The organism is Micromonospora humida, from assembly GCF_016901255.1.
Classification (GTDB): domain Bacteria; phylum Actinomycetota; class Actinomycetes; order Mycobacteriales; family Micromonosporaceae; genus Micromonospora; species Micromonospora wenchangensis.
Map to the genome: position 1 here is coordinate 165,402 of NZ_JAFEUC010000005.1, position 24,919 is coordinate 190,320.

General features: G+C 72.7%; 11 protein-coding genes and 1 pseudogene. 2 read left to right on the top strand and 10 right to left on the bottom strand.

The window, feature by feature from the left end:
* Positions 1-27: 27 nt before the first annotated feature.
* Entirely contained in the window at positions 28-1,269 is a 1,242-nt protein-coding gene (locus JQX11_RS33380; protein ID WP_204925156.1) for a cytochrome P450 family protein, read from the bottom strand.
* Between the two features lie 124 nt (positions 1,270-1,393).
* Here JQX11_RS33380 and JQX11_RS12575 point away from each other — a divergent pair, with 124 nt between their 5' ends.
* The gene (locus JQX11_RS12575) at positions 1,394-2,065 is read left to right on the top strand and encodes a TetR/AcrR family transcriptional regulator (RefSeq protein ID WP_204925157.1); all 672 of its coding nucleotides are present in this window, start codon (positions 1,394-1,396) and stop codon (positions 2,063-2,065) included.
* A gap of 147 nt (positions 2,066-2,212) precedes the next feature.
* Positions 2,213-3,784 (top strand): MFS transporter, encoded by a 1,572-nt coding sequence (locus tag JQX11_RS12580; RefSeq protein ID WP_269756847.1) that lies wholly within the window; start codon positions 2,213-2,215, stop codon positions 3,782-3,784.
* A gap of 101 nt (positions 3,785-3,885) precedes the next feature.
* Here JQX11_RS12580 and JQX11_RS12585 read toward each other — a convergent pair whose 3' ends face one another.
* From JQX11_RS12585 to JQX11_RS32350, 9 genes and pseudogenes are all read right to left on the bottom strand, one after another.
* Entirely contained in the window at positions 3,886-5,223 is a 1,338-nt protein-coding gene (locus JQX11_RS12585) for an acyltransferase domain-containing protein (protein WP_204925159.1), read from the bottom strand.
* Between the two features lie 10 nt (positions 5,224-5,233).
* Complete coding sequence (locus tag JQX11_RS12590) at positions 5,234-6,190, bottom strand: class I SAM-dependent methyltransferase (protein ID WP_204925160.1); 957 nt, start codon at positions 6,188-6,190, stop codon at positions 5,234-5,236.
* 31 nt (positions 6,191-6,221) lie between these two features.
* On the bottom strand, positions 6,222-6,641 hold the full coding sequence (panD, locus tag JQX11_RS12595; protein WP_204925161.1) for an aspartate 1-decarboxylase: 420 nt from the start codon (positions 6,639-6,641) through the stop codon (positions 6,222-6,224).
* Positions 6,642-6,655: 14 nt separating this feature from the next.
* Entirely contained in the window at positions 6,656-7,819 is a 1,164-nt protein-coding gene (locus JQX11_RS12600; protein WP_204925162.1) for a cytochrome P450, read from the bottom strand.
* 53 nt (positions 7,820-7,872) lie between these two features.
* A complete protein-coding gene (gene fabD, locus JQX11_RS12605; RefSeq protein WP_204925163.1) occupies positions 7,873-11,109 on the bottom strand; it encodes an ACP S-malonyltransferase in 3,237 nt (1,078 codons plus the stop codon).
* Positions 11,110-11,111: 2 nt separating this feature from the next.
* Positions 11,112-12,113: a methyltransferase gene (locus JQX11_RS12610; RefSeq protein WP_204925164.1), complete on the bottom strand. Its 1,002-nt coding sequence runs from the start codon at positions 12,111-12,113 to the stop codon at positions 11,112-11,114.
* A 20-nt stretch (positions 12,114-12,133) separates the two neighbouring features.
* Positions 12,134-15,217, bottom strand: a complete 3,084-nt coding sequence (locus tag JQX11_RS12615) for a non-ribosomal peptide synthetase (protein ID WP_204925165.1) — start codon at positions 15,215-15,217, stop codon at positions 12,134-12,136.
* Positions 15,214-16,062 carry a hypothetical protein gene (locus JQX11_RS12620; RefSeq protein WP_204925166.1) on the bottom strand — a complete coding sequence of 283 codons (849 nt, stop codon included), beginning with the start codon at positions 16,060-16,062 and terminating at the stop codon, positions 15,214-15,216. Before JQX11_RS12620 ends, JQX11_RS12615 begins: the two co-directional genes overlap by 4 nt.
* Positions 16,063-16,270: 208 nt before the next feature.
* Positions 16,271-24,916 (bottom strand): annotated as a pseudogene (locus JQX11_RS32350) (SDR family NAD(P)-dependent oxidoreductase); the annotation flags it as partial.
* Between the last annotated feature and the right edge of the window lie 3 nt (positions 24,917-24,919).

Consider the following 24,919-nt stretch of genomic DNA (forward strand, 5'->3'; position numbering starts at 1 on the left):
ATCGTTGTCGGTCTTGGAGAACGGTGATCACACGAGCCGTACGGGCAGGTGTGCCACGGCCTTGAGGAATCGCGGTCCCACCTCGTCGGGGTCGCCGGTCAGGCGGACACCGGGAAAGCGCGCGAACAGCTTGTTGAGCGCGATCTCGGTCTCCGCGGTGGCCAACGACGCCCCCGGGCAGAAGTGGTCGCCGGCAGCGAAGCTGAGCTGCGGATTGTCGACCCGGGTGACGTCCAGGGTGCGTGGATCGGTGAACCGCTGCGGGTCGTTGTTGGCGGCGCCCACCACGAGCTGGATCTGGCCGCCCTCGGGGATGGTCACCCCGTCGACCTCGATCGGCTCCACGGCGAAGCGTGGCAGGGCCATCTTGATCGGGCCGGCGTAGCGCATCAACTCCCGCACCGCCTGGACGGTGTTCTCCGGCTGCGACCTGACCAGTTCGAGCTGATCGGGATGGACCAGCAGGTGGAACAGGCTCAGCGAGATCGAGTGCCGGACGGTGTCGAGGCCGGCCTGCACCAGCACCAGCACCAGAGCGACCAGTTCGACCTCGTCGAGCTTCTCGGTCTCGTCGCTCGCCTTGACCAGATCGGAGATCAGGTCGTCGCCGGGTTGGGCCCGCCGCGCGCCGATCAACCTGATGACCGTGTCGACCATGCCGCGCAGCGCGGGCGGCAGCATCACCGGGTCGGGCCGGACGAAGGTGGTGAACGCCTCGGTCCACCGCAGCCACCTGTCGCGGTATTCGTCGTCGACACCGAGCAGCTCACAGATGATCGTCGTGGAGATCGGATGGGCGTACTCGGCGACGAGGTCGACCTCCCCGGTGGCATCCATCTGGTCGAGCAGGTCGTCGACCAGCCGCTCGATCCGGGGGCGCAGGGTCCTGACCCGCCGCGCCGAGAAGGCCCGGTCGATCAGCGACCGCACCCGCCGGTGGTCCTCCGGCACCATCGTCATGATCGTGGAATCGAAGTACTTGAGTAGCTCCTCGGGCACCCCCCGGCGGCGCATGCTGTCGAGGTGGACGCCCTCCGGGGGATGGTTGCTGACCCGACGATCGGTGAAGAGGCTACGGACCGCGTCGTAGCGGGTGACGACGTAGACCTCGTTACCGTCGGAGAACCGGCCCGGACACACCGGCCGGGGCGCGCTCAGCCAGCGCTCCCCGGCGTCCCGGTCGGTTACGAAGTTCACGTTGGACAGGTCGAACTCGACGTCCGTCCAGTCGAATGCTCCGGTCACCAGCATCCCCATTCGATTGCTCACGACGTTGACCCGAGTGTCGGTGCGCCGCCGACGTTCGCTGCGACACGCCCCGGGGTGGGTTATGCGGCATTCGGATACAACACTGTATCAGAATACGATACCGTATCTGAGTCTCACGAGGAGGTTGATCATCAGCAAGCGACTCACCCGCCAGCAGAGCCGGGAAATCACCCGCCAGGAGCTGCTGCAGGCGGCAGCCGAGCTGTTCGCCGAGTTCGGTGTCAACGGCACCTCGGTCGAGCAGATCGTCGAACGCGCCGGGTACACCCGGGGTGCCTTCTACGGCAACTTCGACGGCAAGCAACAGTTGGTCCTGGCCCTGTTGGAACAGCGCACCGAACGCGAACTGCAGGAGGTGCAGGCGCTGAGCAGCAAGGCCGGGTCGTTCGAGGAGACGATCGAGCACCTGCGTGGCTGGCACCGGGAACGGGACAAGAACTTCGCGAGCTGGCTGGCGCTGCGCACCGAACTGTGGCTCTACGCGAGGCGCGATCCGCAGGTGATGTCCCTGATGGCCGACCGCGAACGACGGTCCCACGAAGCCATGGCCCAGGCGCTCGCGCGGGGCTTCGCCGCCCGGTCGGTCACGCCACCCGCGCCGGTGGAGCTGTTGGCGCTGATCGTGCACGCGTTGGACGACGGGCTGTCCATCCAGCGCGTACTGCTGGCCGGCGACAGCCCGGCCGGAGACGTCATGGACGTCGTGGAGCTGCTGATGCGGTCGTGGACCGCGCTCGCCCGTACCGGCACGTCCGAGGCGGACGGCACGTCCGAGGCGAACCCGACCGCCCCCTAAACCATCGCCGGTGTCCGCTACCGGCGACGAACCGCAAGAACTGGAGCACATCTCATGAGTCAGGAAGTGGAGCCGGCGCCCGCAGGGGCCATCGGATCTCCCGTCGCAGCCGCCGACGGCCCACATCCCCACCGTTGGCTGGCGCTGATGGTCCTGCTCGTCGCGACCTTCATGGACCTGCTCGACGTCAACATCGTCACCGTGGCGATCCCGAGCATCCAGGAGGATCTCGGCGCTTCGGCGGCCGCCGTACAGGCCCTGACAGTCGGCTACACGCTGTGCTTCGCCGTCGTCCTGATCACCGGAGGGCGGCTCGGCGACATCTTCGGCCGCAAGCGGATGTTCCTGACCGGGGTCGCCGGCTTCGTCCTGGCCTCCGCCCTGTGCGCCTTCGCCCCCACCTCCGAGGTCCTGGTCGGTGCCCGGGTGCTGCAGGGCATCGCCGCCGCGGTCATGGTCCCCCAGGTCCTGGCGATCATCCACGTCACCTTCCCACCGCAGGAGATCGGCCGGGTCGTCAGCCTGTACGCCAGCATGATCGGCCTGGCCATCGTCGCCGGGCCGCTGCTGGGTGGGCTGCTCATCTCGTGGAACCCGGCCGACCTGGGCTGGCGCACCATCTTCGTGGTCAACCTTCCGATCGGCGCGGCCGCCCTGGTCGCCGGCTGGATGTGGATGCGTGAGTCGCGGTCGCCGCGCGCCAACCGGCTGGACCTCGTCGGCATGGTGCTGGTGACCGCCGGCCTGCTGCTGTTGCTGCTGCCGCTGCTGCGCGGTCGTGAGCTCGGCTGGCCCGTCTGGAGCATCGTCTCGCTGGTCGCCTCCGCGCCCGTCCTCGCGGTGTTCGTGCTCTACGAGCGCTACAAGACCGCCAAGGACGGATCGCCGCTGGTGGCCCTCTCGCTGTTCAAGATCCGGACCTTCGGTGCCGGCGTCGGCACCCAACTGCTGTTCAGCTGCATCCCGGCCGGGTTCTTCCTCAGCTGGACGCTCTACCTTCAGGGTGGCCTCGGCTGGTCGGCGCTGCACACCGGCCTCACGGCCATTCCGTTCTCGCTGGGCGTCCCGATCGCCGGCAACCTCGCCGTCCGCAAGCTGTTCCCCCGCTACGGCCGCAACTGCCTGTTCGCCGGGGCGCTGCTGATGCTGGTCGGGCTCCTGCTGTACGCGCGGATCGCCCAACTGGCCGGCGAGACGATCACCTCGTGGCACGCCGTCGTTCCCATGCTGCTGCTCGGTTCCGGAATGGGCATGTTGCTCGCCCCGCTGACCGGCATGATCCTGACCGAGGTCGAGCCACGGGAGGCCGGGTCGGCGTCCGGTCTGATCAACGCTGCCGGTCAGCTCGGTGCCGCCCTCGGTGTGGCGATCATCGGCGGCATCTTCTTCTCGGCTCTCGCCACCAACGCGGGGACGCAGGCGGACCGGGTGCTTCCGGACGTCCCGGCCGTCGCCTCGCAGCAGACGGCCATCCGCACCTGCGCCACCGAGGCGCTCGGTCAGGCCGACATCACCGCCGTACCGCAGAGCTGCCGCACGCTGGCCGGGGGCGATCCCGGTCAGCAGGCCGCGATCGGGAGCACCCTGGCCGACATCAAGACCCGGACGTTCATCGCGACGTTCAGCGAAGCCCTCTACTGGGCGTCCGCCGGACTGGCTGCGGTGATCTGTCTGCTCTTCCTGCTGCCCCGGCGACCGCGGCGGCTGGGGATGTCCTGAGGGCCCCCGCGCCTGCGACATCCGGGCCTCTGGTCGTCGGGTTCTGTCCCGTACCACGGCTCGGGCACCCACCGGCTGGTGTCCCCCGTCGGGTCCGGCCGTCATCGTGAACCTGCCCGCGCCGGCGCGGGCCGGGGAAGCCGGACCGCGTCCAGGACCGCGTCCTGGTAGGCGGTGAGTCCCGGTGCCGGCGGGGCGAGTGCCGGCCAGTGCACGTCGTGGCCGCACGCGTAGAGCGTGCCGAGCGACGACAGCACGGCCCTGCGCTCGGCCCGCCGGCGGCCGGAGGGCAGCAGTTCGGCCGTCCGCCCCGCGCTCTCCAGCGTCTGCCTCAGGCTGCTGATCAGCACCGGGTGGGTGCTGATCTCGACGAAGACGTCGTGACCGTCCTCGGCCAGCCGGGTGACGGTCGCAGCGAACCGGACCGGCTCCCGCAGGTTCCGCATCCAGTACGCCGGTCCGAGCGCGGTGCCGGGCACGGGTGCGCCCGTCACCGTCGAGTACACCGGCACCCGTGACGCCACCGGACGCAGCGGGCGCAGCGCGGCGGCCAGGTCGTCGCGGAGTTCGTCGACGTAGTGGCTGTGCGAGGCGACCGTGCCCCGCACCATCCGGCAGTAGACGTCACGCCGGTCGAGGTCCTCGATCAGCGCGGTCAGGGACCCGGTGTCCCCGGCCAGCACCGTCGAGCGGGGGCTGTTCTCCCCGGCGACGCAGATGCGCCCCCCGCTGGCGTCGGCCAGCGCGTGCGCGGCCTCCGGCGACAGTTCCGTGGTGGCCAGGGCACCCCGACCGGTGATCCGGCGCAGCAGGGAGCTGCGGCGGCAGGCGATCAGCAGGGCGTCGTCGAGGGTGAGCGCGCCGGCTGCGTACCCTGCGGAGATCTCGCCCATGCTGTGGCCGACCACCGCGGCCGGTTCCACGTGCCAGCTGCGCCACAGGGCGACGAGGGCGACCTGCAACGACACCATCGTCGGTTGCAGCACGTCGATCTCGCCGAGCCGGGACGTCGCCGGGTCGGCCCGCAACTGCTCGGTCACCGAGAAGCCGGCCAGCGTACGCACCCGCTCCTCGCAGCGCATTAGCGCCGCGCGGAAGACCGGCTCGGTGGCCAGCAACTCCAGGCCCATCCCGTCCCACTGCGCGCCCTGTCCGGCGAAGACGAACACCGGGCCCGACCCTCGCCGCAGCGGCTGCGCCGCCGGGCGGTCCGCCCCTGCGGCCGTCAGCTCGGCCAGGCCGGCCGCGAGGCTGTCGTACGAGTCGGCGACGAGCGTGGCCCGGTGCGGCAGGCCGGCTGTCCCGGTCGCCGCGTCGTGGCAGTACCGGTCCAGCGGGGGCAGGTTCCGGCCGCCGCGGATCCGGTCGGCATGTCCGCGGATCGCGGCGAGCAGGTCGTCCTCGGTCGCTGCGGCGACGGCGAACAGGTGGCTGGTCACGTCTTCCCCCTCACACCCGCACGGCGACCTGGTGCCGGTAGCTCTCCATGGGCAGGCCGCTCATCCACGGCACGACGCCCAACCGGCTGAGCGCCCTGATCGACGCGGGTGGCCGGTAGCCTGCGAACATGCCGCCGAACATCAGGATCTGGCTGTGCGTGGCGATCGTCCGCACCAACGGGTTCATCCGCTGGCGGTCCAGCGTCCGGCGGAAGCGGCTGCCCGGGGTCATCCGTCGGCGGACCGCGGCCCGGACCGCAGCGGAGACGTCGTGATCGGTGGCCCACGTCAGCTGGGGAAGTTCCGCGGTGATACGCCGCATCGTCTGCAGCCGCTGGCGGGTGAACACGTCGATGTGCGACAGGGCCCCGCCCGGACGCAGCACCCGCGCGACCTCGCGCAGGAACCGATCGAGGTCGGGGTACGTGTGGGAGCTCTCGATGTTGATCAGGAGGTCCACCGAGGAGTCCTCGAACGGCAGATCCTCGGCGTCACCCTGGACGAAGCGCAGGCTGTCGCCGCGCGCCAGGGTCGCGTTGGCCCGGGCGACCGCCCTCGGTGACAGGTCCAGGCCGGTCATCCGGGTGTCGGGAACGAGCCGGGACAGGAAGTTGAGCCCCTCCCCCGCCCCGCAGCCGACCTCCAGGAGCGTCTGCCCGGCGCACCCGTCCAGGCCGCCCGGGAGGTCACGCAGGGCCAGGTAGTAGAGCTGTTCGCTGAAGCCGTCCGTGCCGAACTCGGCGAACCCGGGCAGCCGGGCCTCGATCTCGGCGGCCAGGTCGGGATCGCACATGCCCCAGTTCCACAGCTCGCCCCGACCCGAGAGGGTGGCCGCCATGTCGTAGATCGAGGAGCTGGCCGACTTCATGGCGGCGGCCTGGGCCCCCGCCCGCCGGCCGTCGGTCTCGTCGAGGTTGATGTCGGCGAGACCGGTGGTGAACGAGGTCATCACGTCGGGTCGGTTCATCGCGGTCTCCGAGTTCGCCGGATCGGTGCGCTCACGCATTGACGGTGTCGCCACGCATCAGGTCGTCGACGCCGGCAGGCACCTCGGCCGGATCGGACCCGATGTTCCGGGGGCGGTTGGCACCGTCGACGAAGACCACCGTCGGCCGGTACGAGCGGGCCTGCTCGTCGGCCATCGCCGCGTACGAGATGATGATGACCAGGTCACCGGGGCTGATCAGCCGGGCGGCGGCGCCGTTGATGCCGACCACGCCGCTGTCGGTGGGCCCTTCGATGACGTAGGTGCTGAGCCGGGCGCCGTTGTCGACGTCCACGACGTCGACCTTCTCGCCGGGCAGCAGGTTCGCGGCAGCCATCAGGGTGGAGTCGAGCGTGAGCGAGCCGACGTAGTGCAGGTCCGACTGCGTCACCGTGGCGCGGTGGATCTTTGACTTGAGCATCTCTCGGTACATCGGGTGGTCTCCGTTCACCATGTCACCGGCAGCTCGTGCACGCCGTAGATGATCATCTCCGGACTGGTGCGGACCTGGTCCGCAGGTACCGCCAGGCGCAGCCCCGGCAACCGCCGGGCCAGCGACTCGAATGCGACGCGCAGTTCGAGCCGCGCCAGTTGCTGCCCGACGCACTGGTGGATGCCGTGGCCGAACGCGAGGTGCGGCACCGGCGTCCGGGTGATGTCGAGGCGGTCCGGGTCGTCGCAGAGCGCCGGATCCCGGTTCGCCGCGGCCAGCGACAGCGACACCGCGTCGCCGGCGGTCAGCCGGTGCCCGTCGAACTCCAGGTCGGTGCCGGCCGCCCGGATCGACCCGGCGTGCACGATCGTCAGATAGCGCAACAGCTCCTCGACCGCGTTGGCAGCCAGGCCCGGGTCGGCAGCCAGAGCCGCGTACTGGCCGGGGTGCTCCAGCAGGGCGAACGTGCCCAGCCCGAGCATGTTCCTGCTGGTGTCGTAGCCGGCGACGAGAAGCACACTGCCGACGGTCGCCAGTTCCTCGTCGGTGAACTCGCCGTCGGTGACGAGCGTGCCGAGCAGATCGTCGGCGGGCTCGACCCGCTTGGCACGGACCAGGCCCGCCAACAGCCCACCGATCTCCTGCCAGCCGGCGATGGCCTCCGCCGCGCTGGAGTGGACGGTGAACAGCGCCTTGATCCCCCGCACGAACACCTCACGCTGGTCGACCGGGACGCCGAGCAGCTCGCAGATCGCCAGCGCGGCCACCGGCTCGGCGAACGCGCCGACCAGATCGGCCGGACCGCCCGACCCGATCATGTCGTCGAGGTACCGCTCGACGTGTTCGACCAGCCGCGGTTCCAGGGTGCGGGTGCGTCGGGCCGAGAACCAGGCGGTCAACCGACGCCGGAAGCGGGTGTGGTCCGGCGGGTCCATCGCCGTGAACATCCCCGGCGCCACCTCGGTCCGGTCCCCGGCCATGGGCAGCGGGATGGGCGAGCGCAGCAGGTCACCGCGCGAGCTCATGCCCTTGTCGGCCAGGAGCCGGCGGACCTGGTCGTAGCCGGTGACCAGCCAGCCGAGATGGCCGTCCGGGAACTCCATCCGGGCCACCGGTTGCTCCCGGCGCAGCTCGGCGAGTTCGGGCGCGGGGTCGAAGGGGCATGTGCCACGTGCCATGGGCAGACCCTCGACGACACGAACGGTCTCGGACACGACGTTCTCCTTACTCTCTAGATGCCGGCCGACCCGACGATCTCGGCGGCTTCGGTCATGAGCCGGTCGGCCAACTCGTCGACGTGCCGGTCGCGCCAGTCGGCGTGCGGGGTGCCGCGCAGCCAGTGGTTGCATGCGCCCAGCGCGGGCCCGCAGGCCACCTGGTAGTCCGCGGTCCGGGCGGGGGTGCCCTCGATCGCCCAGCGCTGTGCCTGGGCGCAGTACCAGCGGAAGACCAGGGCCATCCGGCGCTTGGGGTCGGTGGCCGGACCGCCGGAGGCGGCGAGGCGCGACGCCAGTTCCTCGAAGCCGGCACCGAAGTAGTCCCGCTCCACCCGGGACCGGACCGGTGCGGGCACCGCGTCCCAGGAGTCGTAGGTGCGCCAGAGGTCGTACAGCTTGCCGGCACGCACGTGGAAGAGCACGCCCTTGCGCATCACCCGGGCCCGGCCGCCGAGTTCGAACAGCCCGCCGTAGGGAGCGTATGCGGTGTCGTGCACGTCCAGCTCCGGCAGCAGATCCTTGGTGGACGCGGCGAGCCCGCTCTCGGCGGTACACAGGTTGATCGAGCCGGTGAGGACGAACTCGGCACCGAGCACGAACGCCGCCGCGGCCGACTCCGGGGAGCCGATGCCACCGCCACCCCCGACCCGTACGGCGGACGCGACCCCGCCGAGCTGGGTGCGCAGGCGGCGCACCGAGGGCAGCAGTGCGGTCAGTGCGCCCTGGTCGGTGTAGTCGGCCCCGTCGCCGACCGCGCAGATGTCGTCGGCCAGGGCGATCCGTTCGCCGGCCGCGGCCTCCTCGGCAGTGAGCAGGCCCTCGTCCAGCAGCCGTCGCACCAGGGACGGCGGCGGCGGCGCGAAGAACAGGCGGGCGGTGTCCAGACGGGTCACCTTGGCCAGCAGCCTGCGCGGGGCGTGCACGCCGCCGTCCGGCAGGATCCTGGCGCCGGTCAGACGATGGCGCACCAGCGGGGCGGTCACCTCGACGTACGTGGCCGCCTCGACGAAGCGGACGTCCTCGCGCACCAGCAGGCCGACCAGATCCACCTCGGCGCCCGGGTCGAACGGATCGTAGGTGAGGTTGACCCCGAACGGCGCACCGCGCCCGGCGGCGGCCCGGATGCCGTCGATCGCGGCCGCGACATCCGGGACCGGCAGTCCGGCCGCCCCGAAGTAGCCCAGCAGGCCGGATCGGGCCAGCCGGGAGACCAGCTCGACGGAGCTGACGCCGTGGTACATGCCGCCGGCGGCGTAGGCGTGCCGGACGCCGTACGCCTGCCGGAACGCCGCCGAGCCCAGCTCCGCGCGCCGCAGCGCGGTCGGGGCCGGCGCGGTGACCGCGACGGTCCGCGCCGGCTCGGGTAGCAGCGGGTCGGCCTCCTCGCGGATCCGGGCGATGAGCTTGGTCAGCACCTGCCCCGGGCCGAGTTCGCGGACGCGGAACTCACCCCGGCCCATGAGCAGCCGGATGCTGTCGGTCCAGCGCACCGGCGACACGATCTGGCGACGCAGCGTGTCGGCCACCGCGCCGGTCCCGTACGGCCGGGCGTCGACGTTGCTGATCACCGGGATCTTCGGGGCGGCGAAGGTCGTCGCGTCCAGCAGGCGTCCGAACTCCTGCGCCGCGGGCGTCATGTAGCGGCTGTGGAACGGGGCGCTGACGTTGAGCGGGGCACAGCGGGCGCCCTTCTCCTTGAACAGCGCCACCGCACGGGCGACCGCGTCGGCCGGACCCGCGACGACCGTCTGGGTCGGCGCGTTGTAGTTGGCGATGTCGACGTCGGACAGTTCGTGAGCGCGGAGCACCTCCAGGACCAGGTCGGCGTCGACGGCCGAGACCGCCGCCATCGTGCCGCCCGTGACCTGCCCCATCAGCCGGCCACGTTCGGCGACCAGGCGCAGCCCGGTCTCGAAGTCGTAGACGCCCGCGGCGAACAGGGCGGCGAACTCGCCGAGGCTGTGGCCGAGCAGGTAGTCGGGCAGGCGACCGCCCTCCTGCAGGACGGCCAGCCAGGTGAGGGCTTCGACCACGTACAGCGCGGGCTGGGTGTACCGGGTGTCGCGCAGGTTGCGGTCCGGGTCCTTGAGGCACAACTCCCGCAGCGAGTACCCCAGGACGGCGTCGGCCCGGTCGACCAGGTCCGGAAACCGGTCGAACACGTCGCGGCCCATCCCCCGGGCCTGGGCGCCCTGGCCGGGAAAGACGTAGACGTCGAAGCCGTCGCCGGGGTCGGCGGGGCCGGCGACGGGGGTCGCGTCGGTCACGGTGGTCACCTCGCTTCGTCGGGCCGGTGCGGCGACCAGGGGACGGGTGTCGAGCACCGCCCGGTACAGCACCTCGTCGCGGGCGTACGGGGAGAGCAGGGGCAGCACCCGGGACCGGCTGCCCACCGGCAGTCGTGCCCGCACCAGGTTGGCCATCGACCCGGACGGACCCAGATCCAGGAAGAGCAGGTCATCGCGCGCCAGCAGCGGTTCGAGGGCCCGCGACAGGTTGAACGGCTCGCGCAGCACCTGCCAGAAGTGCTCCGGGTCGGGGCGGCGTACCTCGGTGCCGGTCGTCCCGGAGATCAGCGGAATCGTGGCGGGCCGCAGGGTGAGCCCGCCCACCAGTTTCGTGAACGTGTCGCGCACCCCGTCGATCAGCGGTGAGTGGAACGGGAACAGCACCGGCAGCCGCTGGCAGAGCACCCCGGAGGCGTTCAGGTGGCGTTCGATGCCGTCGAGCCGGTCGGCGGTGCCGGCCAGGACGAAGTTGTCCGGCGCGTTGATCGCGGCCAGGTAGGCACCGGCCAGCGCCGGATCGCGCGCCACGAGCCCGGCGTCGGCGAGGACCGCCAGCATGCCACCGCGCGGGCACTCCGCCTCGAACAGCTCCACCTGGTCGAGCAGCGAGCGCAGGCAGTCCGCGGGGTCCACCATGCCGGCGACGGCGGCGGCGACCACCTCACCCAGGCTGGCGCCGAGGACCGCCGCCGGCTCGAACCCGTGGGCACGCAGCATGCTGGCCAGCGCGTACTCCACCATGAAGATGGCCGGTTGGGTGAGGGCGAACCGGGTCATCGGCCGCTCCGCGCCCTGTCCGTCGCTGTGGATGCCCGCGACGACGGAGTCGCCACGGACGTCACGCACGACCGCGTCCAGGGAGTCCAGCGCGTCCCGGAAGATCGGATCGGCGCCGTAGAGCCACCGGCCCATCCCGTGGTACTGGGAGCCCTGGCCCGCGAAGAGGAAGACCGGTGTGAGCATGGTCAGGCGGGCCGCAGCGAGGTCTCGAGCAACTTGTGGCCGGTGGGCAGCGGGGTGACCGACTCGACGGTCAGACCCGCCTCGGTCAGCGCCCGACGCAGTTCCTCCTCGTCCAACCCGAGGGTGCCCTCGTCGCAGGCGACCGCCTGGAACACCGCACGCCAGCCGTCCAGGTCGGTCTCCACCAGCGGCTCCACGACCAGTAGCCGGGCACCGGGTGGGCTGCCGGCCAGGGCGGTCGCCACGGTGCGCAGGATCCGGACGCAGTTGTCGTACGTCCAGTCGTGCAGCACGTTCTTGAGCACGTACCTGTCGGCACCGGCGGGGACCTCGGTGAAGAAGTCGCTGGGGGCGAAGGTGATCCGGTCGATGACCGTCTTGTCGGTCACCCGGGCGAGGGTCGCCGGGCCGCGTGCGCAGACGCTCGGCCGGTCGACGACGGTGCCCTGCATGACGGGGTTGGCGGTGAGCAGCCCGGGCAGCAGGCCGCCGCTGCCGCCACCGACGTCGACGATCGAGGTGACCCCGCTGAAGTCGTGTACGGCGACCAGGCACGCCGCGATCGGTCCGGCCAGGTCGACCATGCCCCTGTCGAACAGGTCGGCGTCGTCCGGGTGGGTCTCCAGGTACTCGTACAGGGACTCCCCGAAGACCTCCTTGAAGCCGGAGCGGCCGGTCTTCACCGTGTGCATCAGGCCCGCGAACGCGTCGTCGTACAGCTCGGCGGAGAGGATGACGAAGTGCCTCAGGGTGTACGGGTGGTCGGCGCGCAGCATCTCGTGCCCCTCAGCGAGCCGGAACTCGTCCCCGGTGTGCACGACCACGCCCGGCACCGTGAGCATCTGCAGGAGCCGGTAGAGCACCTGCGGATCGGTGTCGGTACGTCGCGCCAGCTCGGCCGCGGTCATCGCGCCGTCGCCCAGGATGTCCGGGATCTCCAGGCGGATGAAGACCGCCAGCGCGCGGGCGAACCAGCCGCTGATCGCCAGTTTCAGGATCTCCATGGATGTCCCCTTCCGGTCGCTCAGGTGAGTCCGCGCAGCCGGTCGGCCAGCACGGCGGGGGTCGGGTTCTCGAACACGTCGGTCAGGGCGAGCCGGACACCGGTCTCGTCCCTGATCCGCTGCGCCAGCGCGGCGGCGAGCAGCGAGTGACCGCCGTTGGTGAAGAAGTGCGCATCGGCGTCCAGGTCCGACCGGCCGAGCAGCTCGGCGAAGAGCGCGACCAGGGTCGTGGTGAGCCGGTCAGCGGTGGCGGGGCTCCCGGCCGGTGCGGCACCGCCCGGCCCCGCCGGGTCCCGGACGGCGAGGTCCGCCAACGCCAGGTAGTCGACCTTGTCGCTGCCGGTCCGCGGGAACGCCTCCACCGCGAGGAACCGGTGCGGCACCACCGACCGCGGCAACCGCCCACGGGCGTACTCCCAGAGCTCGTCGACGGCCTCCGGCCGACCGGGGACCCGGACGAACGCGGCCAGGCTGCCGTCGGCGCCGGGATCCCCGACGACGACCACGGCGGCCGCCTCGACGTCCGGATGATCGGTGAGGACGCCCTCGATCTCGCCCAACTCGATCCGGTTGCCACGCAGCTTCACCTGCCGGTCCATCCGGCCGAACAGGTCGATCCGGCCGTCGGGCCGCCAGCGCGCCACGTCGCCGGAGCGGTAGAAGCGGCCGTACCCGGGATGCACGCCGAAACGCTCGGCGGTCAGATCGGGGCGTCCGTGGTAGCCGGCGGCGACGCCGACCCCGGCGACGCACAGCTCGCCGCGCAGACCGACCGGCAGCGGCTCCCCGTCCGGGCCCGCGATGAAGATGCGGGTGTTGGCGACCGGTGCCCCGACGTCCACCCGGGGCCCCGGGTCCGCCGGTACCCGGCCGGCGGTCGCCCAGATCGTGCTCTCGGTCGGGCCGTAGACGTTCCACAGCCGGGCACCTGCCGTGGTCAGGGTGGCTGCCAGCCCTGGCAGCAGCGGCTCGCCCCCACTGAGCAGCGTCCGTCCGGAAACGAGGTCGGTGATCTGGTCGACGACCAGTCGCCAGGTGGTCGGGGTCGCCTGGAGGAAGCCGATGTCGTGCGTCCGCACCGCCGCCGCCAGCAGGCTGCCGTCGGTGCGGGCCTCGTCGGGCAGCACGACCGTGTGCCCGCCGTGCAGCAGCGGCATCATCAACTCCAGCGACGAGGTGTCGAAGCTGTACGTGCTGAGCCAGCCGGTCGGCCGTTGCGATCCGGCGACGCCGAAGCGCACCGCGTAGTCGGTGATGTGGTTGACCAGGCTCCGATGGGTGATCGGGATGCCCTTCGGCCGGCCCGTGGAACCGGACGTGTAGATCACGTAGGCCAGGGCGGCCGGTCGCGCCACGGCGGCGGCGTCGGTGTCGACCCGGACCGTCGGGGCGGCGCCGACGTCGGGCACCGCAACCGTCCGCCGCTCGCCGGGCGGGGCGAGCCCCGCTCCGGTCACCACCACCCGCGCTCCGGCGTCGTCGAGCTGGTAGGCGATCCGTTCCGCCGGGTGGTGCGGGTCCAGGGGGAGGTACGCCGCGCCGGCGAGCCAGGTGCCGAACACTGCGGCGGCCAGCGTCGCGCCCCGGGGCACGAGCAACGCGACGATGTCGCCGGGGCGGACGCCGGCCGCTGTCAGCCGCTCGGCGGTGTGCACGGCGGCGGACCACAGGTGTCCGTAGCTGACCAGCCGGTCGCCGTCGCGGACCGCCGGGGCGGCCGGGTCGGCGGCGGCGCGCCCGGCGAATCCGGCGAGCACCGACGTCAACTCGACCGGGTGGTCGGTCGCGTTGGCTGCTCCGATGATCGCGTGGTCCTGCGGCGACCAGATCGACAGCGAGCCGATCGGCGCGTCGAGGTCGTCGCCGACGGCGACCAGCAGCGCGTCGTAACGGCGGACGATCAGCTCGACGTCCGCACGGTCGAGGACTCCGGTGTAGAACGCCGCGCGCACGGTCGCGCTGTCCCGGTCGGAGGTCACGAAGAACTCCAGGTCGAACTGGCTGAACCCGTTCTCGACCACGACCAGTTCGGCGGCGGCGCCGGCCACGGTGAAGCGGCGCTGCCCGGCGGCGAACGGCACGTAGTTGAACACGTGCCGGAACAGCACGTTGCGCCAGCCGGAACCGTCGCGGTCGACCACGTCGAGCAGTTCGTCCGCGGGCATGTCCAGGTGGGCCATCGCCTCCAGGAAGACCCGGCGGGCACGACCGGCGAGTTCCCGGAAACCGACGGTGCGTTCGGTCAGCAGGCGCAGGGTGAGCAGGTTGCTGTGGTAGCCGACCGCACCGGCCGCCTCCCGGCTGCGGGCGTTGACCGGTGATCCGATGGTCAGGTCGGGGCCGGCGCCGTGCCCGGCCAGCAGCACCGCGTACGCGGTGAGCAGGACGACCGACTCGGGGGCGCGCAGCTCGCGTTGCAACCGGCGGACGACCGCGTGCGCCTCGGGCGACAGGGTGTGGGTGACCTCGTCACCCTGGAGCGTGGTGGTCGACGGTGCCGGCTTCTCGCACCCCAGTTCCAGACCGGCGGAGCGGAAACCGCTCATGGTGTCGCGCCAGAACTTCTCGCTCTGCTCGGACGGCGCGGGCTCGTGCCAGACGGGCACCTCGCCGGGGTCGGGGTTCCGGCCGGCCAGCACCGCCTCGTAGAACTCGACGAGCTGTGCCCGCAGGATGGCGGTGGACGTCACGTCGGCGACGGCGTGGTGCAGGGCAAGGCACAGGACGTCGTCCTCGGGGCCGTGCAGCAGCAGGGCGCGCAGGAGCGGGCTGCCGTCGGCGTGGAACGGGCGGGCCACGAAGGCGGTCAGTGTGCCGCGCTCGTCGGCGGGCCGGCTGACCCGCTCCGGTGTGATCCTGAGGCTGGGCAGGACCGTCCTGGTCAGGGCGGCGTCGGTGCGGTGGAAGACCGTGCGCAGCGCCTCGTACCGGCGGGGTAGGAGGTCCAGCGCGGCCGTCAGGGCAGCCGGGTCGAGACGGCCGACGACGCGGAAGGCCAACGACAGGTTGTTCGCGCCGCTGCCGGGCACGAGATCGTCGAGCAGCCAGAGGGCGGTCTCCTTGCGGGAGGCGCCGACGGGTGGGTCCGGGGCTACGGCCCTCACCGGCCGGCCCGCGATCCGGCGGCCAGGAGGCCGGCCACGGTCGCGGCGACCTCCGGGGTGCGCAGCAGGTCGCGGTGTTCCACCGCGAACCGGACCTCGTCGGCGATCCCGATGGGGGCCGCCCCGGCGGTGGCGCGCATCCGGTTGAGCCCGCTGGTCGGGGTCGCCGAGGTGATGACGGTGGCACGGGACCAGCCGGGACGGGGATCCAGCCCCGCGGCGACGCCGAGATAGGTCATGAACGATCCGACCAGTGCCACCAGCTCGGCGGCGTAGTCCTCGTCGAGGCCGGCGCGGCGTAGCGCCGTGGAGCCGACCGGCTCGAAGACCGCGTACAGTTCGGCGGCGAATGCGGCAGGTGTGCTCCCGGGGCGTGCCGCCAGCCGCTGCGCCGCGTCGGCCAGTTCGCTGACCTCCGCCGGGGTCAGCACGGCCGTCATGTTGCCGACGACCCGGCCGAACTGCAGGTGGACGGTGGGCACGTCGACCAGCTCGGGATCGAAGACCACCACCTGCGGCGCGGTGGGTTGCCGGGCAGCGATCCGCTCGGCCAGGACGCCGGCGAAGACCGATCCGGCGCAGTAGCCCAGGATTGCCCGGACGGTGCGCCCACTGCGGGTGACCTCGGTCAGCCAGGGGGCGAGGTACTCGTCCTGGTCGACACCGGAGGTGGGGACGCGGACGGGGGCGACGGTCTGCCACAGGGCGCAGTCCAGGCCCAGGTGCGGCGTCAGGTCGGCGAACCCGCCTTCGTTGCGGCCCGTCACCGGGAAGTCGGTGGCCAGCACGACGTCGGCGTCCGGTGCTGCGTCGAGCACCACGTTCCACACGGCAGGGCTTGGCATCTGACAGTTCTCCTGATCAACTAAAGTCAATACTTAATTATTTTTTGACGCATCGACGGAGGCTGCTTTCCGGCGAGACTATTCCACTTTCCCTCACGCTGTCTACCCGAATTCAGAAGTCATTGGACAAGCGATATTTGGGCGCGTTTAAGCAGGCGAGGATCCCTTGGACCACGCTGGAAAAGTTGATTTTGGTATCAACCAGCGGCTATTTGTCCTCACTCAGTCGAGCGACCACCACATCGGCGAGCACCTGCGGGGTGTGGCATTCGTAGAGCACGTCCGCCGCCCATTCCAGACCGGTCAACGCGGCCAGGTGGTCGCGCAGTTCCAGTGCGGTGACCGACGACAGCCCCAGGTCGAAGAACTCGTCACCGGCGTCGATCTCGGAGGCGGAGTCGTGCCCGAGTACGGCCGCCGTCAGTTTCCGCACCCCCGCCAGGACCTCGGCGTTCCACCGGTCACGGGGCAACCGCGTCAGCGCCGCCCGCAGCTCGCCGGACGGAGCGGGGTCCTCCGGTGTGACGGCGGCCGGTGCGGAGCCGGACGGCACGCAGGCGACGGACGGCTCCACCGCGACCGCCGGCCCGGTCGGTTCGTCGTCGGCGTACTCGCCGACGAACACCCCCTCAGGCCGGATCCGGGCCACGGGGTACCGCTGCGCGATGACCGCGCACAGCCGGCCCCGGGCCAGGGCGTCCACCTCCGGTGGAAGGTCGACGACATGGTCGGCGACCGGGAGCGAGGCGTCCCGGGTGAGCGCCCACGACGGCACCCCGGGCACCACGACCGGCTCGGCGCCGGGCAGGGCGATCACCAGATCCGGCCGCCCGGTGAGGTCGACCGTCACCCGGGCGCCGTGTCGGGCCAGCGCGCCGGCGAGGGCATCGGTCAGGTCCGGGTCACCGCCGGGCGGTGGCACCAGTGCGACGGTCCCGTCCAGCACCGGTGGTGCGACGTCCGGCACCAGCCGCCACCGCAGCGGCCGCCGGACCGCAGCGGGCCGCAACCGGGCCACGGCCGCGAGAACCTGCTGCGGTGTCTCGTCGCCACGCAGGCCCAGCATGCCGAGGGCGGCCTGCGGATCCCCGGACCCGAGCGCAGCCCAGAGGGCATCCGCGCCGGGTCGGCGCACGGTGACCGGGACGGACGTCGGCATCGGCTCGGGCCAGAACCGGCGCGCCTGGAACGGGTACCGCGGCAGCGGGCAGCGCCGGGGCTCACGGCCCGCGTACACGGCCGGCCAGTCGACGTGGAGGCCCTGCGTGTGGAGGGTGCCGACGGCCGCGAGGGCGGCGTGGACCGCTGTCCGGTCCCGTCGGGCCAGCGCGACCGAGGACACCGTCGCCTCCGGCAGACAGGCGTGGACGGCCGGAGCCAGGACCGTGTCCGGTCCCAGTTCCAGAAACGCGGTGCCACCCGCCCGCTGCGCCTCGTGCACCGCGTCGACGAAGCGCACGGCGCCGCGAAGCTGGTCCACCCAGTAGGCCGGCGAGATCAGCTTCTCCTCGGTCCGTACCGTGGAGACGATCGGAATCCGGGGCTGCTGGAATCCGAGTGTCTCGGCGACCGCCCGGAACCCGGCGAGCGCCGGTTCCACCCGGGCCGAGTGGAACGCGACCGCGACCCGGAGACGCCGGTGGCGGTGTCCACGGTCGGACAGCGTCCCGGCGACCTCCAGCACCGCGTCCTCGTCCCCGGAGAGCACGACCGCGTCCGGGCCGTTGACCGCGGCGATCGACACCCGGTCCCCGTAGCCGGCCAGCAGCGGCAGGACCTGCGCCTCGGCGGCGCGGACGGACACCATCGCGCCGCCGGCCGGCAGGCCGGCCAGGACCCGCCCCCGGGCCGTGACCAGCGTGGCGGCGTCACCGAGCGCGAGCATGCCCGCCACGTACGCCGCGGACAGTTCACCGATCGAGTGGCCGATCAGCAGGTCGGGTCGCAGCCCCCACGAGGTGACGAGGCGGAACTGGGCCACCTGGAGGGCGAACAGGGCGGGCTGCGTGTACTCCGTGCGGTCGATCAGGTCACCGTCGCCGAACACCACCTCGGGCAGCGGTGTGTCCAGCGTGAAGTGTGCGCTCACCTCGTCGAAGGCGCGGGCGTACTCGGGGAACGTCTCGTACAGCCCGCGGCCCATCCCCCGCAGTTGGCTGCCCTGGCCGGTGAACACCAGGACCAGCCGCTGCCGCGTGGCGGTGGCCCGCAGCACGCCCCGGCCGGTCCGCCCCGAGGCGAGCACGGCCAGCCCGGCCCGCAGCTGCGTCTCGTCCCCGCCGGTGACCATCGCCCGGTGCCGGTGGGTGGCACGGGTGGTGGCCAGTGAGTACGCCACCGACGCCGGATCCGTGGCGGTGGCAGCCGCCAGCCGGGCCGCCTGTTCCCGCAGCGCACCCTCGGACCGCGCCGACAGCAGCCACGGTACCCCGTCGAGGACCGGCCGTTCCCGGTCCGGTTCCGGCTCCGGCGGTGCCTCCTCGATCACCACGTGAGTGTTGGTGCCGCTGATGCCGAACGACGACACGCCCATGCGTCGCGGCACCTCGTGACGCGGCCAGGGCTGCGCCGCCGTCAGCAGCGCCACGTTCCCGGCGGACCAGTCCACGTGCCGGGACGGCTCGTCGACGTGCAGGCTGCGCGGCAGCAGGCCGTGCCGCAGCGCCAACACCGCCTTGATCACCCCGGCCACGCCGGCTGCCGCCTGGGTGTGTCCGAGGTTGGACTTGATCGAGCCGAGCCACAGCGGCCGGGGGCGCTCGGCGCCGTACACCGCGAGCACCGCCTGCGCCTCGATCGGATCGCCGAGTGCCGTGCCCGTGCCGTGCGCCTCCACCGCGCCGACGTCGCACGGGCGCAGCCCGGCGGCGTTCAGCGCCGCCCGGATCACCCGCTCCTGGGCCGGCCCGTTCGGCGCGGTGAGCCCGTTGCTCGCCCCGTCGGAGTTGACCGCGCTGCCGCGCAGCACCGCCAGCACCCGGTGGCCCTGCTCGCGGGCCCGCGACAGCCGCTCGACCAGGACCACACCGACGCCCTCGCCCAGGCCGGTCCCGTCGGCGGCCGCGGCGAACGGCTTGCACCGGCCGTCCGCGGCGAGTCCGCGCTGGCGGCTGAACTCCACGAACACCGCGGGCGTGGCCAGCACGGTCACCCCGCCGGCGAACGCGAGGTCGCACTCCCCCGCCCGGATCGCCTGCGCGGCCAGGTGCAACGCCACCAGCGACGACGAGCAGGCGGTGTCCACGGTGACCGCCGGGCCCTCCAACCCGAAGGTGTACGCGATCCGTCCGGACAGCACGCCCCCACCGACGCCCGGGGCGAGGAACCCCTCAGCGGAGCCGCCCTCCAGCAACCGTCCGTAGTCCTGGTACATGGCGCCCATGAACACACCGGTCCGGCTGCCGCGCAGGACGCCCGGGTCGATGCCGGCGTCCTCGCAGGTCTCCCAGACGGTCTCCAACAGCAGCCGCTGCTGGGGATCCATCGCCACGGCCTCCCGTGGCGACACCCCGAAGAAGGCGGCGTCGAACTCGCCGACACCCGGCAGGAAACCACCCGACCGGGCGTACGAGGTGCCTGGCGCGTCCGGGTCCGGGTCGTGCAGGTCGGTGAGCGGCCAGCCGCGATCGTCGGGGAACGGCACGATCGCATCCCGTCCGGTGACCAGCAGGTCCCACAGGTCCTCCGGGCCACGGACGCCGCCGGGCAGCCGGCAGCCGACGCCGACCAGCACCACCGGATCGTCCCCGGTCCCGGTCCCGGTAGCGGCGACGGTCCCGACGGTGGCCGGTTGATCCGCGCCGGCCAGGCGTTCGTCGAGGTGCCGGGCCAGCGCGGCCGGGTTGGGATGGTCGAACGCGAGCGTGGCGGGCAGCCGCAGCCCGGTCGCGCCGGCGAGCCGGTTGCGCAGTTGGACCGCGCTGAGCGAGCCCAATCCCACCGCCTTGAACGCCCCGTCCGGGTCGATCGCGTCGGGGGAGGCGTGCCCCAGCACGGCAGCGGCGTGCGCGAGCACGAGGTCGAGCAGCATCCGGTGCCGGTCGGCCGGGGGCCTGCCGGCGAGTCGGCCCACCAGCTCGGAGGCGACGGCACCGCCACGTGCGGCCAGCCGCCGCACCGGCACCCCGGCGAGGTCCCGCAGCACCGGCGGTACGGCGTCGCCGGTGGCCCGCAGTGCGGGCAGGTCGAGTCGGACCGCAACGAGCACCGGCACGGCGGCGGTGAGGGCGGCGTCCAACGCCGCCAGCGCGGCTTCGCGGGGCAGCGGCAGGAACCCCGAGCGACGGAACCGCGACATGTCGGCCTGGCCGGTCATCGCACTCTCGTCGGCCCACATGCCCCAGGCCACCGAGACGCCGGGAAGCCCGGCGGCCCGGCGGACCCGGGCCAGCGCGTCCAGGGCGGCGTTGGCCGCACCGTAGTTGGCCTGGCCGAGCCCGCCGAACACGCCCACCGCGGAGGAGAACAGGATCAGCCGGGCCTGCGGAAGCAGTTCGTGCAGGAGCCAGGCCGCGTCGACCTTCGGACGTAGCACCCGGGCGAGCCGTTCCGGCGTCAGGTCCGTCACCAGGCCGTCGTCAAGCAGACCGGCGGCATGCACCACCGTGGTGACGGCGGTCGTGCCGAGCAGTGCTGTCAGCTCCGCCCGGTCCGCGACGTCGCAGGCGACCACCGCGACCCGGGCACCGCCCGCGCTCAGCTCCGCGGCGAGAGCGGCCGCCTGCGGCGCCTGGGGGCCGCGTCGGCTCGCCAGCACCAGGTCGCGGACGCCGCGCTCGTGCACCAGGTGCCGGGCGACGATGCCGCCGAGCGTGCCCGAGGCACCGGTCACCAGGACGGTGCCGAGGTCACCTGGGGGTTCACCCGTCGGTGACACCCGGACCAGTCGTAACTCCCGCGCGGCGCCGGCGGCGAGGCCCAGGTGCGGCTCGTCCGCAGCCAGCGCGGCCGGCACCGCCGCGATGGTGGCGTCGTCGCCGTCGGCGAGATCGAGCACCGCCAGGCGGTCCGGATGCTCCAGCTGCGCGCAGCGCACCAGCGCCGCCGCCGCGGCCTCGCCGGGATCGTCGAGCACCCGCCGGGTGACCATGACGAGGGTGGAGGTGGCCCCGCGCTCGTCGGCGAGCCACTCCTGCACCACGGCGAGAGCCCGCTCGGCGGCTGCGGCGGGTGGGCCGGTCGGGGCAGGCACGAGCACGAACCGGGCAGCCTCGTCACTCGGCGTCACGCGCAGCAGCCGCGCCAGGGCGGGATCACGGACCGTGTACCCGACGGCGGATCCGTCCGGCAGCGGGCGGGGTGTCCACTGCGGAAGCAACAGGTCGCCGTGATCGGGCCGGCCGAGCGCGCCGTCCGGGAGCGGGCTGAGCAGCAGGGACCGTACCGACGCGACGGGTGTCCCCGACGGGTCGGTCAGCTCGATACGCACGGCACCGTCCCCGGTGCCCGTGAGGGTGGCCCGGACGGTGTCGGCACCTGTCGCGTGCACCCGGATCCCGGTCCACTCGAACGGCAGCGCGGGCCCATCCTGCGTCCCGGTCCCGAAGTCCCCGAGCGCCACCGGGTGCAGGCAGGCGTCCAGCAGGGCGGGATGGATGCCGAATCCACCCGGCTCGACGCCGGGCAGGGCGACCTCGGCGTACAGGTGCGCGTGGTCGCGCCACAGCGCCCGGACGCCCCGGAACAGCGGCCCGTACCGGAGCCCGGCACTGGCCAACCGGTCGTAGAGGTGCTCCACGTCGAGCTGCTCGGCGTCCGCCGGGGGCCAGGCCGTCGCCGTCGGCGGCGGCAGGTCACCGCCCGCGGTGAGCACGGCGGTGGCGTGCAGCGTCCAGCCGCCGGTGCCGACCCGACCGTGCACGGTCAGCTCCCGTGCGCCGTCCGCACCGGGTTCGCCGGTCTCGATCCGTAGCCGGACCTCGGCGTCCTCGGGCACCACGACGGGAACGAGCAGGGTCAGTTGCGCGATCACCGGGCAACCGGCCTCGTCGCCGGCCCGGGACACCATGTCCACCACGGCCGCGCCGGGGAGCACGACACGGCCCTGGACGGTGTGGTCGGCCAGCCACGGATGGGTGGCAACCGACAGCCGGCCGGTGAGCACGATCCGGTCGGCACCGGACACGGCGGCCCGCAGGACGGGATGCTCGACGGCGTCCAGGCCGAGCGCGCCCGGGTCTGCGCCGCCGGCCGGCAGCCAGTACCGCTCGGTCACGAACGCGGTGGTGGGCAGCTCGACCGTCCGGGTGCCGGGCCACACCACCGACCAGTCCGGCCGGACGCCCTGCACGTGCAGCTGGGCCAACGCCCGGACCATCTGCTCCGGTCCGCCCTCGTCACGCCGCAACGTGTGCAGGACGGCGACGTCGGCGTCGAGCGCGTCCACCGTCTCCTGGGCACCGGTCGACACCACCGGGTGCGGGCTGACCTCCAGCAGGGTGGTGCAGCCGTGGCGGGCGAGGGCGGTGACCGCCTCGTCGAAACGGACCGGCTCGCGCAGGTTGCGGTACCAGTAGTCGGCGTCGAGCAGGTCGTCGCCGTCGATCCACCGGCCCTCGACGCTGGAGAAGAAGGGCACGACGGGTCGGGTCGGGGTCACCGGGGCCAGGGCGTCGCGGACCTTGTCCCTCACCCGTTCCACGTGCGCGCTGTGGGAGGCGTAGTCCACATCCACCAGGCGGGCCCGTACGTCCTCGGCCTCCAGCTCGGCGAGCATCTCGTCGAGCGCGTCACCGTCACCGGAGACCACGACCGAGGAAGTGCCGTTGACCGCGGCCAGCGACAGCCTCCCGGTCCAGGCGCGCAGGCGCTCGCGCATCTGCCCGGCGGACAACGCCACCGACATCATGCCGCCGAGACCGGACAGCTCCGTCAGTGCCCGGCTGCGCAGTGCCACCACCCGGGCGGCGTCCGGCAGGGTCAGTGCCCCGGCGACGTATGCGGCGGCGATCTCACCCTGGCTGTGGCCGGCGACCGCGGCCGGTGTCACGCCCACCGAACGCCACACCTCGGCCAGCGCCACCATCATCGCGAACAGCACCGGCTGCACGATGTCGACCCGGTCGTAGTCCTGCTCGCCGCGCAGCACGGCGGTCAGGTCGAAGTCGACGTACGGCGCGAGAGCGGCCTCGCACTCGGCGATCTGCCTGCGGAAGACCGGGTTGCCCGCCAACAGTCGCACCGCCATGTGCCGCCACTGCGATCCCTGACCGGGGAAGAGGAACGCCACCGGACCGGGTGCCCCGGTGACGCCCTCCACCACGTCCGGCGACGGCCGTCCTGCGGCGACGGCGGCGAGACCGGCGAGCAGTTCGTCGCGGTCGGCACCGCACACCACGGCCCGGTGTTCTCGCCCCGCCCGCGTGGTGGCCAGCGACGACGCGACGTCCCACGGGTCCAGGTCGGGTCGGGTACCCAGATGAGCGGCCAGTCCCGCGGCCTGGGCGCGCAGACCCGCCGGGGTGCAGCCGGACACGGCCCAGGCGTAGGGCCATCGCGCACCGGGATCGGCCACCGGTGCCGGGGCGGCAGCCGGGGGCTCCTCGAGGATGACGTGCGCGTTGGTGCCGCTGACACCGAAGGACGAGACGGCCGCGCGGCGCGGTTCGTCGCCGGCCGGCCAACCGACCGGCTCGGTCAGCAGCTCGACGGCACCGGCCGACCAGTCCACGTACGGCGTGGGCCGGTCCAGGTGCAGCGTGCGCGGCAGCACCCCGTGCCGCATGGCCATGACCATCTTGATGATCCCGGCGACGCCGGCCGCAGCCTGGGTGTGCCCGAGGTTGGACTTGATCGAGCCCAGCCGCAGGGGGACGGGACGTTCCCGGCCGTAGACGGCGAGCACCGCCTGCGCCTCGACCGGGTCGCCCAGCGGGGTGCCGGTGCCGTGCGCCTCGACCACCGCCACCTGGGCCGGGGTGAGACCGGCGTCGACCAGGGCTTCCTGGATCACGCGGCGCTGGGCGGGGCCGTTCGGGGCGGTCAGTCCGTTGCTGGCCCCGTCCGAGTTGACGGCGAGGCCACGGATCGTCGCGTGGATCCACCGGCGGGCCGCCCTCGCAGCGGAGTGCCGTTCCAGCACCAGCACGCCCACGCCCTCGGACCAGGCGGTGCCGTCGGCCGCCGCCGCGAACGGCTTGCACCGCCCGTCCGGGGCGAGCCCGCGCTGCCGGCTGAACTCGACGAACGCGTCAGGCGTGGCCATCACGGTCACGCCGCCGACCAGCGCCATGTCGCACTCGCCGCGTTGCAGGGCCCGGACCGCCTGGTGCAGTGCGACAAGCGACGACGAGCATGCGGTGTCCACGGTGACGGCCGGCCCGCGCAGGCCGAGCTGGTAGGCGACCCGCCCCGACACGACGCTGCCGCCGCCCTGGGCGCCGTGGTAGTCGTGGTGCATGGCCCCGACGTACACCCCGGTACGGGTGTCGCGCAGCGTCACCGGGTCGATGCCGGCCCGTTCCACCGCCTCCCACGAGGTCTGCAGGATCAGCCGTTGCTGGGGATCGGTGTAGGCCGCCTCCTTCGGGGAGATCCCGAAGTACGCGGCGTCGAAGGCCGCGGCGTCGTGCAGAAACCCGCCGTCGCGGACCGTGGAGGTGCCCGGGTGGTCGGGGTCGGGGTGGTAGAGGGCGTCCACGTCCCAGCCACGGTCGCGGGGGAACCCGGTGATGCCGTCGCGGCCCTCGGCGACCATGGACCACAGGTCCTCCGGTGAGTCGACACCGCCGGGATAGTGGCAGGCCATGCCGACGATGGCGACCGGCTCGGCGGACCTGTTCTCCGCCGCGCGCAGCCGCTGGCGGGTGACCTGCAGTTCCGCGGTGACGCGGCGCAGGTAGTCCCGGAGCTTGTCCTC